Genomic DNA, 13,502 nt, shown 5'->3' with positions numbered 1-13,502 from the left:
AGGTAACGGGAAACGCATTTGCGAAGTGTCGGATAAATTGGACGAAAAGTTCAATTTAGCAGTAACGTAGCCGATGTGTTTCCACAGAAGCTAAATTATTAAAAAAGAGCTGAATGTGGAACACATTCGGCGGATAAAAAAGCAGAAACTTTCAACTTAGCCGTTACCCCGCCATTTCGCCAAACTGCTTGTTAGCAGCCGTATTTATTTAGCCTCAAATTCTTTCCATTTTTCGTGCTGTTCGTTTAACCAATCATAATAATATTCAAGAATGGTTGCAGACATATCGTCAGGATGTCTAAGACCTTTATCAATTAAATATTGTTGTAGTCTTGAACCACCCCAAAGTCCCCAATTATTTCTAAGCCAAGTCCCAAATCCGTGATGATACATAATTGTTTCATTTCTGTCTTTTAGGTTTTTAATTGTTTCAATGTCTTTGTGTTTTAAAAGTTTGTTGAGTTCCAAAAAGCACTCTTCGAGATTTTTAGGAATATAAAGTCCATTTAGTGAATCAGCGACAATTCGCTTTTTATAAGCTTCTCTTTCTTCTATAAGTTCTTGTTGTTTTTCTTGCTTCGCTTCTTTCTTATTTTTATTCATCAAAGCAATCCACCCACTAAACCTCCATTTTTCAGTTTCCGAAGGAATTGATGCTGTTATAAATTTTTGTGAGGATATGAAATTTTCAATTCTATCTTCAGTAAGTCCGTTATAATTCTCAATTTTATCAAGAATAGCATTACCGTCTTTATCAATGATAATCTCAACATTAACAGAATACCGTTTGAATTTATCTGAACCTTTTTTGCCTTCGGGAAAAACTCTCATTTCAAGGTTTTCAGCCAAACCTTTTTCTAATGTTAAACCATTTGAAAGATTTGGTAGTCCGTATAATGAAGAAGGCTTAAACTTCACTATATGTGATTGAATAGGTTTTATTGCTGTGAATTTTTCCGTATTAACTCCTGAAATTGGCATCGAACTTAAATATTCTGTATTCAAGTCAATAGTAATTAGTTTAGATGTTTTGGTGAAAATGTATAGAGTGTCGTTATTTAAGTATGTTGCTTTTTCTGTTAGTTTCTTTTCAAAGTCAGATACGTTCTCTTTGAATGTTATTTTTCTTTTTCCACTTTCCCAAACAACGGTATCAATTGCTTCTTTATAAAATAAATAGCAATCTTCGTTGTCAGAATTACAGTCAGTTAAGTCAGTTAACTGAAATTGTTTTGTAGAAATTCCATTTTTATATATTTCGATACTCTTATTTTGAACACCTTTCCAGTTAAATTCTCTGTCAATTACATAAGCTATAGTTTTCCCGTCATTACTTAAAAAAACTTCTTTACTGTTATCCGATAACTCAAAATGTCTATCAATCTTATAAACTTCGGTTGAGTCAGAATTGAAAACGGTTGTTATTCCTGTTGATGTTTGCTCAATATTATCAAATGGAATAGTTTTTAAAAAGAATTTTTCATTTTGTGATTTAATAGTATGGATGTAGCAAATAGAATAAGTTGTCTGTGCAAAAGTTTGTCCAATGGTCGTAAACCACAATAAAATAGTCAATATTTTGTACGGTGTCGTCATTTAATATGGCTGCTAACGTTTCGGGGCTTGGCGTTCGGGCGGGTTTCAGAGCACAAATTTTAATTTACTACTAAAGTTCATAGAAGTACAAAGCTCCAAGTTTGTACGTCAGCCCGCCTGATGCAAACCCCGTGTTATATGCTGTGGTTCTTTTGTCTTTCACCTTTGCCATCCTTCAATTTTAAAGTTTTTTTCGATTAGTTTTCGTTCTTTCCCACCATTGTCTGGAACAAACCAAACTTCAAATCTTGCTGCATAAGGTTTATCCCAATCTCCTTCATAAATTGTAAAAATTCCTTCTGCACTATAACCTTCTCTTGCAGTCATTTCAAACTTTGCTGTCGTATCACTTGAATTAAAAACTTTTATTTTACTTCTTTCTTTTAGTCTGTCTGCTGATAAAGGGTCGTTGTGTGTAACTTCAAATGCTTTTAAATAACAATAACCACTCTCAATTTTTTTGTCCAAACAGCGTATGAATAAAGTCCTGGTTGAAATGATTTGTAAATGTAAAAGTCAATATCTGCAATGTTAGTTGGTTCAGTTTGGTCAAGTGGCTCATTGATACTTAGATCTGTCGGAATTTTTAAATTGTCAGCGTATGTGTCAGGCATTGATTGGTCTTTCCAAAACAAGGCTATTGAGTAAAAGAAAAATGCAACCAATGAAATTCCAATAATTATTGTCGTCAAGATTGCAAAACGCCAGCGTCTTTTTACTAACTGATATATTGTCGAAATGATTAGTCCTAAAAAGCCAAGCACAAATAACAGAAAAGAGAAGTCTTGTAGTTTGTGGATATTTGTCAACTCACACAAAACCATAATTAAAGCTGTCAGCCCAAAAACAAGAACAGGTCGCCGCCATTCGTCAAAGCAGTATGTTAATATTTTCGTCATTGTCCATTAGTTGTTGTTTGTCGTCCTACCATAACATATAAATTTTCGGGGCTTGGCGTCAGTGGCGGAAATTGAAGCGGAAAGTTTCAATTTTGTACTAAGCTAAGCAACAGCCTTTTATTATTTTCTAAATTTATGAAAAAAGGAAATATAAAAGGCTGTTGCGGGTAAAAATGCACAAACTTTCTATATTTATTTAAGACTCCATTTCGCAAAACCTATGTTATCTGCAGGCGTTATAATTATTTTCTCCAGTATTTTAAATCAAGATTTACTTTGGCAATATTTATTTTTTTTGAAATCTCTTGTGCTGCATTCTGATATTTTTCACTTAGATCTAAATCTAATTTTTTTATTGATTTCCATTTTGGAATGTTTAATTCAGTGTCATTGTAAATTCCTGTAGCAACATCTTTATCAAGTGGTACTTCTAAGTATTTTATTTTGTCATTGAATTTAGTAAACTCAATTGGTAGTTTGTAATAGTCTGAAAAGAATTTATTATAAACAATTTCTCTAAAAAATAAATTTAAACCTTTTCTAGCTGCTCCCCAAGATCTTGCTTCTTTGGGAAATTTTGAAACTAGTTTCTCAGTGTGTGTGTTTAGAAACTTTTTGTAGTCATTTCCATTGTCAATTGTCGCTATAAAATCATCAATTTTAATTTCATAAAAATAATTTCTTGCAGTTTTAATTATTCCAGATGCACCTTGATTTCGTAAAGCAGAAGCGCCAACTGAAATAGTTGATAATCTCTTATGAATATATTTTAAAAACTCTTTTTCTGTCATAGATTTATAGTTGAAATTTTGGTAGAATTCTTGTAAATAACGTTTTGACTCTTTGCGAAGGCGGGGATTTTTAGCACAAAAGTTCAATAGAATTACTACTTTTGAACCTTGTACAAAAGCTCAATCGAAGCTGTTCAGCCCTGCTTTTGGCAATACCTTGTTAGCTGTAGCTTTTATTTTTCAAGTTTTAAAGCTGTTTTGTTTAATTCGATTTCCAGTTGAGCTAATTCTGCATCCCAAAATCCTAATGAGGTCAATTTACTTTTTAGTGCTTCAAATTCAGTATCTGTCAGAATTACAGCAGCAGATGTCGCTGAATAAATTGCAGTCGGAAGTCCTTCTTTCATAAGGTCTTTTGTTCCATTAACAACCCTATTCTTTCTACGTGTACTAGTTTGAACTCCACTTATGTAATCATCAGTTAACTCGTTCAATTGTTCTAATTTTTCTTGAATTGCATTTCCAATTTCAAATCTTTTCTTTACTAACCTGTCTTGGTCATTAAGTTTTAAAACAGAAACAGTTAATTTGCCGAACTCGTCAGAACCTTTAATTCTATAACGCCAATATTTTAAATGGTTTTTTGGGTCGATTTTACTTGGGTCAATTATAGGCTCTAATTTAGTATCATGGTCATTTTTTGTTCCATTACATTTTTTGCAAGAAGGAAGCAAATTTTCCCATTCTAAAACTTCGTCTTTATATGTATCCTTGTGGTTAAAATGTTCTACTTCCAAGTACTTGCTTTCTTCATTAATGTTTGCTTCGCAGTAGCAACATTTGTCATTGGAAAAGCCTAATAATCCTTTTTTAATAAAGTCAACATTCCAAACTGATTTTCCTGTTGATTTAAATTCATCTGTCAAAGCAACTTGTAATTCTGCTGTAAGCTCGACAGGTTTTGGAGTTCTGTCTAACTTAATCATTTGTCGAAATTCCAGTTAATTGAATTTTTAATATTTTCTTTAATGAGTTTTCTGGATGCAACATTGCATCTAAAATTAAAAATTGAGCATTTGCTGTTTCATAGTCTTCGTTATCAATGGCTGTATTGAAATTTGAAATAGCATCTAGATATGTAGGTGTTCTTGTTTCAGTCATCCCCATAACGTCAGTAAGGATTTCTTCAACCGACCAGCCTTGACAACCATACACTTGATTGACAATAGGATTAATTTTCACCTCATTTGTTTCAGTTATTACTAGTGGTATAATTTCACTCGCATTCGAAACTTGAATAATATGTGGACTATGAGTTGAAGTTATTACTTGCGCATTTGGTAAAATAAATTTTAAAGCCTCATATATTTTTGCCTGCCATTCAGGATGTAAGTGCAGGTCAATTTCGTCAATTAAGACAACACCATCAAAGTCCTTAATAAATTTAGTTGGATTTTTATACCTTAATTCAATCTCTTGTATTAATCCTAGAATTAGGGCTAAGCTAGATTTATAACCGGAAGATAAATATTCGAAATAAATTTCTCCTAACGGTGTGGAAAGTAAAATATCAAATGAATTTGGTAAAACCTTTGAAAACTTAATTGATGGATTTAATATAGTAAAACACTCTTTAGCTAACTCATAATTTTTCAGTTGATTTTCATCTAAAGTATTTGGTTGAGCTGAAAATAAAAAACGATTTACAAACCAATTTTTCAACTCATTTGAAACAGAACCTCGAATTGTTTCTTGTGAAAAAGTGTTATAGTCTTTTATTTTGTCAGTACCTAGTGAATTTAGCCTTATATATTCTATATTTCTGTGTGTTTTAAAAACAATTACATCGTTCGAATTTTGATAATATCCATTATAATTTCGACTCGTTTCATTAGGATGGAATTGATTTGTTAAGAATGATTTGGAAGAAACATTCCCATTTATTGTAACATTAATATCCCATTGTCCTTTTTCAAAGCCTGCTGTTTTTTTTAATGTTGTTTGGGCACCCGCAAATGATTGAGCTAGGCAATCTAAAATTGTAGTTTTACCAATTCCATTTTGTCCACAGATAATATTGAAATGATTGTCAAACTTTAGTTCTAAATCTTTAATAGGTCCAATACCTGCGATTTTAATATTGTTTATTTTTATCATTTTCTATTTAATGTTTCGGTCGATTTGTCTTGTTGTTGTGGTTGGAAAAAATTACAGCTAACATTATTTTTGCACAAAACAAACACATCATAGTTTCGTAAAACCCTATCGATAGCTTTTGTTTATAAAAACTTTTAACAAACATAACAAAGTATTTTAATATAAGAATACGGAAAACCGTAAACAGAGTATTATTTTATAATAAATACATAGAAACTCTATTAAACATTATGAAAACAGAAGAGTACTAAGATATATATCCATCAAAATATACCAGTAGATAAAACTATGGGGGTGCATTTGTGGGCAGAGAAAGAAGAATTATCTCATTTCGCCCGTTTATTCTCGAGGAGAATCGTTGTTTGCAAAAGTCAATAAACAACAAAACCCGACTAATGTCGGGCTTTATTTTTCGTGGCGGAGAAAGAGGGATTCGAACCCCCGGACCTGTTACAGTCAACAGTTTTCAAGACTGCCGCATTCGACCACTCTGCCATTTCTCCAGTAAGACTCGCAATATTTGCTATTGCGAGTGCAAATATAGTCTTTTTTTTATTTCCGCAAAAACATTGCTAAAAAAAATTAGAAATTGATATAATCTACTATTTCAAGTCCGTAACCGATCATTCCCACGCGTTTGGTATGTTCGGAATTCGACATAAGTTTGATTTTGGTAATGTTCAGATCGTGCAGTATCTGTGCTCCGATTCCGAAATCTTTGACATCGAGTTCTACTTTAGGTGCTTTGACCATTCCTTCGGTTTCTGCCTGCAGCTGTTTCATTTCCGAAAGACGCGTAAGCAAGCTGACAGCACTGATGTCCTGATTGATAAAGATCACCGCCCCTTTTTCCTCGCGTTCGATCGCTTCAAACATACGGTCGAGTTTTTCTTCCTGATTGCTGGTCAGTATGCTCAATAAATCATCGTTTACCTGAGAAGAGTTGATCCGCGTCAATACGGCATCTCCGGAGTTCCATACGCCTTTGGTCAAAGCAATATGTACCTGTTTATTGGTTACCTGCAAATACGCTCTTAAACGATACGTACCGAATTTGGTTATGATTTCAAAATCTTCTTTTTTCTGAATCAGACTGTCGTGCTGCATACGGTACGCAACCAGATCTTCTATCGAAACTAATTTCAGATCAAATTTTTTAGCCACCTCAAGCAGTTGTGGCAAACGCGCCATCGTACCGTCTTCATTAAGAATTTCCACTAAAATACCTGCAGGTTTAAAACCTGCCAGACGCGCAAAATCGACTGCTGCCTCAGTATGTCCCGTACGGCGCAATACACCGCCTTCTTTGGCGATCAGAGGAAAAATATGTCCGGGTCTTCCCAAATCTTCGGGTTTGGTTTCTGGTTTTACGAGAGACTCAATCGTTTTGGAACGATCCTGAGCAGAAATACCCGTAGTACATCCGTTTCCGATCAAATCAATTGAAACCGTAAAAGCCGTTTGGTGCAATACCGTATTATTGGTAACCATCGGAGGCAGATTGAGTTCTTTACAGCGCTTTTCCGTCAAAGGAGCACAGATAAGACCACGGCCGTGCGTAGCCATAAAGTTGATCATTTCGGGTGTTACCTTTTCTGCTGCTGCAATAAAATCACCTTCATTCTCGCGGTTTTCATCATCTACAACAATGATTACTTTTCCCTGACGAATATCTTCAATCGCTTCTTCTATGGTGTTTAAAACTATATTAGACATGTTGTTTGCTTTTTTTCTTAAATACTTTTTTGAAGAATACTTTTACATGGTAGAACATATTGTCTACACTGTTGATCCCTCTATCTCGTGTTGCTTTACTTGTAAATGAAATGGCAAGAGGCAATAAAACCATCGCTCCGAGCCAGGCTCCCATACTGCCCGGAATTCCGTTTTCCTGCGCCAGTTTTCGGCCAAATGTGTTGATAAAATGGTAGCTGATAAAGATCAGTACGGCAAAAATCATCGGCAGTCCCAAACCGCCTTTGCGGATGATGGCTCCTAAAGGTGCACCAATAAAAAACATAAGGATACACGAAAAGGCCAAAGCGAATTTCTCGTGTTTGGTATGTTCGTGACGGTTGATGTTTTTGAGGCGTTCCTGATTAATGGATTCGTTATTATGCGCTGTAAAGCCAATGTTTTCAGCTGTTGAAGATGCATTTCTGTAAATCTGTAATTTTTGGTTTCGGGTTTTACCGCCAAACAGCGAATCAGCTTTTGGGGTTACCACTACCTGATTTTTATAAATCTCTTCGTTTAAAACGGTTTCACTTCTGAGCATCAGGTTGTCCTGTTGGGAAACGCTTTCTTTTTGAAAATTGGTACGCAGGGAATCAATGGTATAGCCTAGCTGTTTTACAGACATCATATTGGCTGTATTACTGATTTCTGACTTGTTTTCGTCTTCAGTATTGAACTGCCCCATATCAATATTGATGGTGTACTTCTTAAAACTGGCTTTGGCAAACGGTGATTTTTCTGCCTGCGCACGCGTTTTGGTCGCTACATCTTCATAATAATGTCCGTCAAATAAGTGCAGTTTTAAAAGATTAGACGCATCATCTGTTTCCAGAATACCGCGGTCTGCCTTGATAACGGTTTTGTTGATAAAGCCTACATTAGACTTAATATGCATGGTTACCTTATCCAGCAATTCGCCTTTATCGCCTTCTTTTTTCTCTACTTTGATATTGATGTTGCCCACATCGTTGAACTGACCGGCTGCAATGGCCATAGCAGGTTTCGTCTGCAAAATATCCTTGCGCATATTCACAAACTTATATTCCGATTTAGGCGCTACATTGTTCACAAACCAGAAAGAAAGCAATGTAAGTCCTGCGATAAAAAAGATCAGATAGCGCATGGCTCTCTGCAAGGAGATTCCGGCAGATTTCATCGCGGCAAACTCATAGTTTTCCGAAAAATCACCAAAGGTCATAATGGAAGACAGTAAAACCGATAAGGGCAGTACCATCGAAATCATTTTTGGGGAATAGAAAAACAGGAACTTAACGATGGTCATTACATCGAGGTCTTTTCCTGCGAGTTCACCGATAAAAACCCATACTCCCTGTAAAATAAAAATAAAATACAGGATGGTAAATACCGATAAAAATGTTTTTACAAAGGTTGAAAGTATATATCTGTCGAGAATTTTCACTCTGTTATCAATCTAATTTATTAATATAATAATTCGGGTATTTAGACGATGCAAAGGTAAAGTGATTTTTCGACAAAGTTTGATTCGTTTTAAAAGTTTTAACCGTAATAATGGATTTATTGCCGTTTTTAAATACTTCAATAATAGTATAAATATGTTTGGTTGCCGTATCAATCCCCAACAGAATTTCTTTGGTAGAAGATTTGCTGCTGGTCGGTTTCAGTTTGATGTATTGAAGGTTTTTTCCGGCTGCTTTTTGAGTGATGTCCCATGAATAGGTGTATCCCGAATTAAAAAAGGTCAGCGCTTTAGAAGGCGTAATGGCTCCTGTATTGGAAGTGGACAGTTTGGAAACCGTTACTTCTTCGTCTTCCGGATTCACCGTATATACCTTATCGCCGTCATACAGTTGTGTAATGCCCATAAAAGTAGCGAGGTATTTGTCACCTTCCAGTGTTAAGTTACCGGAATGGTCCTGCCCGTTTACATTGTAACTGAAATCTATGGCAATATTTTTATAGGATTTTATTTTGGAGCTTACTTCGTCCAATAATTTCTTTGCTTTGTCTGCCTGTTGTGCCTGTGCAGAAAACACGAGCATCAGTGCTGTAATGATATTAAAAAAATACTTCATTAGTCAAAATTTTGTTCGTTGTTAAAAAACTGATCCAGAGACGCCAGATCGGGAATGTTGACACTACGCGCCTTGCTTCCTTCAAACGGACCTACAATACCCGCTGCTTCGAGCTGATCGATAATACGTCCGGCTCTGTTGTATCCCAATTTCAGCTTTCGCTGTAATAAAGAAGCAGATCCCTGCTGTGCGGTGACAATGATTTCGGCAGCTTCCCTGAACATACTGTCTCTTTCTGATATGTCAATATCAAGACTTGTGCCAGTCTCCTCGCCTACATATTCCGGCAATAGATACGCATCTGCATAGGCTTTCTGTGAACCGATAAATTCCGTTATTTTCTCAACTTCAGGTGTATCTACAAATCCGCATTGTACCCGTATGGTATCATTGCCCTGTGTATAAAGCAAATCTCCCCTACCAATAAGCTGATCGGCTCCGGGACCGTCTAAAATGGTTCTTGAATCGATTTTTGAACTTACCCGAAACGCAATACGAGCTGGGAAATTGGCTTTGATGATCCCCGTAATAACGTTTACAGAAGGACGCTGTGTGGCAATGATCAAATGAATACCGATAGCACGTGCCAATTGTGCCAAACGCGCAATCGGAGTTTCTACTTCTTTTCCGGCCGTCATAATCAGATCGGCAAACTCATCGACTACCAATACGATATACGGCAGAAAACGATGTCCGTTTTCCGGATTCAGTTTGCGTTGTTTGAATTTTTCATTGTATTCTTTGATGTTTCGCACCATAGCATCTTTTAGTAAAGAGTAACGGTTGTCCATCTCGATACACAAAGAATTTAGAGTATTAATTACTTTCGTATTATCGGTAATAATGGCATCTTCTGTATCCGGTAATTTTGCCAGATAATGACGCTCAATTTTGTTGAACAGCGTAAGCTCTACTTTTTTAGGATCAACGAGGACAAATTTAACTTCTGCCGGGTGTTTCTTGTACAGCAAAGACGTCAGAACAGCATTAAGTCCAACAGACTTACCCTGTCCCGTAGCACCCGCCATAAGCAAATGGGGCATTTTTGCCAGATCGACTACAAAGGTTTCATTGGAAATGGTTTTTCCTAATGCAATCGGCAATTCCATCTCCGCATTCTGAAATTTAGGAGAGGTAATAAGGCTTTTCATAGAAACAGCCGATGGTTTGGTGTTAGGCACTTCGATACCGATGGTTCCTTTTCCGGGAATCGGAGCAATAATACGGATGCCCAGTGCTGCCAGTGACAATGCGATATCGTCTTCCAGACTTTTGATTTTTGAAATACGGATACCGGCATCCGGTACTATTTCATATAGGGTAACCGTAGGCCCAACAGTAGCTTTGATCTGAGCAATACCTATTTTATAGTTGTTCAGCGTATCTACAATCCTGTTTTTATTTTCTTCCAGCTCTGCCTGATTGATGGTTATACCTCCTGTGTTGTGATCGGTAAGCAGATCAGCTGAAGGAAACTGGTAATGCGAAAGCTCTAATGTAGGATCAAACTCTCCGAAATCTTCTACGAGTTTGGCCGCCAAATTCTCTTCTATCGTCGGTTCTTCTTCAAACGTTTCGATAATAAAATCATCGTTATGCGCTGCTTTCGAACTGCTGTTTTCTTTTGGCGTTATAACAGGCGTCAGATCAAAATTGGTTACGGGAGCCGCTTTATCAACAATGCTGAAATCAGAAGTATTTTTTTCTGCAGTCGGTTTAGGTTCCGTTATTACCGGTTTTCTATCGGTTAAGGATTGCTCCGTCATCTTTTTTTCTTCCTGAGAAGGAAGTACGCCTACAGCTGCTTTTTCGGTCTCCTTTACCGGTTGGTTTTTAATAATATCTTCCGCTTTTGAAAGGTTGTCTGTAATTTTATCTTTGGTATTTTTTAAAACATTGGTAAAAAGTTCCGGTGCCATTTTGATACGGAAAATCAGGTAAAACAAAATACCGAAAATCACGACAAGCATGGTTCCAAACTGTCCGAGATAATCCTGCAGATACTGGTTCATTTCATAACCGACAGTACCACCCGAATAGGCATAGTCCGTTCCAAAATGCCCTAAAGCCACTGAAAAAACAAGAATGGCAAATAAATCCCAGAAAATCATTTTTCTCAGTTTGACTGCCGAAAAAGTAAAGGCAAAATACAACGCCAGTGTAAATACTATTTTTACAAACAGAAATGAGGCGATTCCGAATCCTTCAAAAATAAAAAAGTTGGCAAGGTAAGCGCCTAATTTGCCCACCCAGTTATCGACTACTGCTTCGCGGTCATTCAACAGTTCCACAACGCTCTGATCGTAATTACCGGTTGTAAAATAAGAGATAAAACTGAAAAGCAATATAAATCCGAAAAACAGCAATAAGGTTGCCATGATAAACATGATGCGTTTGCCATTGGTTACTTTCTGAGGTGTTTTTCCCGTTTTTGGAGCATTATTCGGGGTACTTTTTTTTGTACTTGAAGCCATTATTTATAAAAATATTTTGGGTAAATAGATGAGGGCACCGACCGCAAGAGCCGCTAAAGCAGCAAATGTTACAGCACCGGCTGCTATGTCTTTTATAAATCCTATTTTATTATTGAAATCCGGATGAATGAAATCCGCTATTTTTTCAACAGCCGTATTGAGTCCTTCGATGCTTAATACCAGCCCTATTGCCAGAATCTGCAGCATCCATTCCGTAGCAGAAATGTCAAAATAAAAACCCAGTATTACCGCTATCAGCCCTAACGAGCATTGTGCCATAATACTGTGTTCCGTAGTTATGAGTTTAAACACGCCAACGAGTGCGTATTTAAAGCTTTTTATCCTTCCGATGATAAAAGAATCTTTTTCTTTCATTCGTTTTTCAATGCATTTTTTAAGATATCAAAAATAACGTATTTTGATTAAATAGCGTTAAAATTGGTTGATAGTTTGGCGGATGGCTACAAGCTTTTTCATCAGGTCTTCAAAATAGTCCAGATGAAGCATATTGGCACCGTCGCTTTTCGCATGAGCCGGATCAAAATGGGTTTCTACAAAAATACCGTCTGCACCTACTGCAATTCCCGCTTTGGCAATGGTTTCAATCAATTCGGGTTTACCGCCTGTAATGCCACTTGCCTGGTTAGGCTGCTGCAGTGAATGTGTAATATCCAAAACAGTAGTGGCAAATTGTCTCATGGTTGGTATTCCTCTGAAATCAACAATCATATCCTGATATCCATACATAGCGCCGCGGTCTGTAACCATTACATTTTCATTGTGGCTGTCAAGTACTTTCTGAACGGCATGCTTCATGCTCTCCGGACTCATAAACTGTCCTTTTTTAAGGTTTACGACTCTGCCCGTTTCTGCTGCTGCCACAACCAAATCAGTTTGGCGCACTAAAAATGCCGGAATCTGCAATACGTCTACATACTGTGCTGCCAAAGCGGCATCAGAAGATTCATGGATATCCGTAACGGTAGGAATATTGTAATGAGCCCCTACTTTCTGAAGGATTTTCAATGCTTTTTCATCCCCTATTCCTGTAAAAGAATCAATACGGGAACGATTGGCTTTTTTAAAAGATCCCTTGAAAACCAAAGGAATTTTTAAATCATCTGTAATCTGCATCAGACGGTCTGCAATTTTAAACGCCATTTCTTCTCCTTCTATGGCACACGGCCCCGCAAGAAGAAAAAAGTTACCACTGTCGGTATGTTTTATATTCGGTATATTACTGATGTTCATATTTTTATTTTTTAACTTTTTTTGTTTTTGGTTTTACAGCGATCACTTTTACAGGTGCCTTATAGTTTTTTGTTTTGAGAAGGTACGCAAAAAGAGCAGAAAACACAACGCCGTATGAAAGTATATCTCTTAGATTCAGATACATTTTATCGTCAAAATTATGTTTTTCCAAAAGCGCTTCTCTTGTTTCTCTTCCTTTGGCCAGTTCATATTGTATCAAATGCTCAAAATAATCAGGCGAAATGGAATTGTAAGAAATATAATGCGCAATGGGACTTAACAAAGCTACCATTCCCGTTAAAAACAAACCAAATTTAAAGGCCTGATTGAAATCCCACTTACCCGCATAAAAGTTTTTCTTTTTATCTCTGAAAGCTAAAAAGCCTAACACAATAACAACCAGCAGATATAAGAATCCTGAAATGATGATGTTGCTGAAATCTATATGATTTCCGGTAATTTTTTCAACAAAATTCCATGCACAATATGCTAAAGTAAAGATAGCAGCCCATTTCAGCTCAATTCCTAATGTGTTCATTTATGATATAAATTTGATAGACAAAGTTACTTTAAATATATCAAAACAGAAAAAAACAGCTTCTA

Annotated in this window: 14 protein-coding genes and 1 tRNA gene; 1 reads left to right on the top strand and 14 read right to left on the bottom strand. The window is 36.3% G+C overall.

The window, feature by feature from the left end; all coding sequences use genetic code 11:
* Positions 1 to 204 precede the first annotated feature (204 nt).
* Positions 205 to 918, bottom strand: coding sequence for a DUF6794 domain-containing protein (locus QW060_RS05235; protein WP_290362599.1), 714 nt, complete (start codon positions 916 to 918; stop codon positions 205 to 207).
* Positions 919 to 946: 28 nt separating this feature from the next.
* Here QW060_RS05235 and QW060_RS05230 point away from each other — a divergent pair, with 28 nt between their 5' ends.
* On the top strand, positions 947 to 1,171 hold the full coding sequence (locus QW060_RS05230) for a hypothetical protein (RefSeq protein WP_290362598.1): 225 nt from the start codon (positions 947 to 949) through the stop codon (positions 1,169 to 1,171).
* A gap of 584 nt (positions 1,172 to 1,755) precedes the next feature.
* Here QW060_RS05230 and QW060_RS05225 read toward each other — a convergent pair.
* The 13 genes from QW060_RS05225 to QW060_RS05165 form a co-directional block, all read right to left on the bottom strand.
* Positions 1,756 to 2,064, bottom strand: coding sequence for a hypothetical protein (locus QW060_RS05225; protein ID WP_290362597.1), 309 nt, complete (start codon positions 2,062 to 2,064; stop codon positions 1,756 to 1,758).
* Complete coding sequence (locus QW060_RS05220) at positions 2,028 to 2,210, bottom strand: hypothetical protein (RefSeq protein ID WP_290362596.1); 183 nt, start codon at positions 2,208 to 2,210, stop codon at positions 2,028 to 2,030. The genes QW060_RS05225 and QW060_RS05220 overlap by 37 nt, the downstream gene beginning before the upstream one ends.
* Positions 2,211 to 2,737: 527 nt before the next feature.
* Positions 2,738 to 3,286: a hypothetical protein gene (locus QW060_RS05215; protein ID WP_290362595.1), complete on the bottom strand. Its 549-nt coding sequence runs from the start codon at positions 3,284 to 3,286 to the stop codon at positions 2,738 to 2,740.
* A gap of 173 nt (positions 3,287 to 3,459) precedes the next feature.
* Entirely contained in the window at positions 3,460 to 4,212 is a 753-nt protein-coding gene (locus tag QW060_RS05210) for an HNH endonuclease family protein (RefSeq protein ID WP_290362594.1), read from the bottom strand.
* The gene (locus tag QW060_RS05205) at positions 4,205 to 5,383 is read right to left on the bottom strand and encodes an AAA family ATPase (RefSeq protein ID WP_290362593.1); all 1,179 of its coding nucleotides are present in this window, start codon (positions 5,381 to 5,383) and stop codon (positions 4,205 to 4,207) included. Before QW060_RS05205 ends, QW060_RS05210 begins: the two co-directional genes overlap by 8 nt.
* Before the next feature lie 415 nt (positions 5,384 to 5,798).
* Positions 5,799 to 5,886, bottom strand: a tRNA-Ser gene (locus QW060_RS05200).
* A 79-nt stretch (positions 5,887 to 5,965) separates the two neighbouring features.
* On the bottom strand, positions 5,966 to 7,099 hold the full coding sequence (gene ribB / locus QW060_RS05195; protein ID WP_290362592.1) for a 3,4-dihydroxy-2-butanone-4-phosphate synthase: 1,134 nt from the start codon (positions 7,097 to 7,099) through the stop codon (positions 5,966 to 5,968).
* Complete coding sequence (locus tag QW060_RS05190; RefSeq protein WP_290362591.1) at positions 7,092 to 8,540, bottom strand: LptF/LptG family permease; 1,449 nt, start codon at positions 8,538 to 8,540, stop codon at positions 7,092 to 7,094. The genes ribB and QW060_RS05190 overlap by 8 nt, the downstream gene beginning before the upstream one ends.
* Positions 8,541 to 8,547: 7 nt before the next feature.
* Entirely contained in the window at positions 8,548 to 9,174 is a 627-nt protein-coding gene (locus tag QW060_RS05185; RefSeq protein ID WP_290362590.1) for a LolA family protein, read from the bottom strand.
* Entirely contained in the window at positions 9,174 to 11,648 is a 2,475-nt protein-coding gene (locus QW060_RS05180) for an FtsK/SpoIIIE family DNA translocase (protein ID WP_290362589.1), read from the bottom strand. Before QW060_RS05180 ends, QW060_RS05185 begins: the two co-directional genes overlap by 1 nt.
* Before the next feature lie 3 nt (positions 11,649 to 11,651).
* Positions 11,652 to 12,023: a diacylglycerol kinase family protein gene (locus tag QW060_RS05175; RefSeq protein ID WP_290362588.1), complete on the bottom strand. Its 372-nt coding sequence runs from the start codon at positions 12,021 to 12,023 to the stop codon at positions 11,652 to 11,654.
* 57 nt (positions 12,024 to 12,080) lie between these two features.
* A complete protein-coding gene (gene kdsA / locus QW060_RS05170) occupies positions 12,081 to 12,899 on the bottom strand; it encodes a 3-deoxy-8-phosphooctulonate synthase (RefSeq protein ID WP_290362587.1) in 819 nt (272 codons plus the stop codon).
* Between the two features lie 4 nt (positions 12,900 to 12,903).
* On the bottom strand, positions 12,904 to 13,437 hold the full coding sequence (locus QW060_RS05165; protein ID WP_290362586.1) for a DUF4199 domain-containing protein: 534 nt from the start codon (positions 13,435 to 13,437) through the stop codon (positions 12,904 to 12,906).
* Positions 13,438 to 13,502: the final 65 nt, after the last annotated feature.

The sequence above is a fragment of the Paenimyroides ceti genome, from assembly GCF_030409925.1.
The sequence above is the reverse complement of the archived record's forward strand: the minus strand, read 5'-3'. Positions and strand labels throughout refer to the sequence as shown.

Bases quoted from the DNA above. Each gene is read 5' to 3' on its own strand.
- kdsA (WP_290362587.1), bottom strand. From the start codon at position 12,899: ATGAACATCAGTAATATACCGAATATAAAACATACCGACAGTGGTAAC.
- QW060_RS05215 (WP_290362595.1), bottom strand. From the start codon at position 3,286: ATGACAGAAAAAGAGTTTTTAAAATATATTCATAAGAGATTATCAACT.
- QW060_RS05175 (WP_290362588.1), bottom strand. From the start codon at position 12,023: ATGAAAGAAAAAGATTCTTTTATCATCGGAAGGATAAAAAGCTTTAAA.
- QW060_RS05185 (WP_290362590.1), bottom strand. From the start codon at position 9,174: ATGAAGTATTTTTTTAATATCATTACAGCACTGATGCTCGTGTTTTCT.
- QW060_RS05210 (WP_290362594.1), bottom strand. From the start codon at position 4,212: ATGATTAAGTTAGACAGAACTCCAAAACCTGTCGAGCTTACAGCAGAA.
- QW060_RS05165 (WP_290362586.1), bottom strand. From the start codon at position 13,437: ATGAACACATTAGGAATTGAGCTGAAATGGGCTGCTATCTTTACTTTA.
- QW060_RS05180 (WP_290362589.1), bottom strand. From the start codon at position 11,648: ATGGCTTCAAGTACAAAAAAAAGTACCCCGAATAATGCTCCAAAAACG.
- QW060_RS05220 (WP_290362596.1), bottom strand. From the start codon at position 2,210: ATGCCTGACACATACGCTGACAATTTAAAAATTCCGACAGATCTAAGT.
- ribB (WP_290362592.1), bottom strand. From the start codon at position 7,099: ATGTCTAATATAGTTTTAAACACCATAGAAGAAGCGATTGAAGATATT.
- QW060_RS05205 (WP_290362593.1), bottom strand. From the start codon at position 5,383: ATGATAAAAATAAACAATATTAAAATCGCAGGTATTGGACCTATTAAA.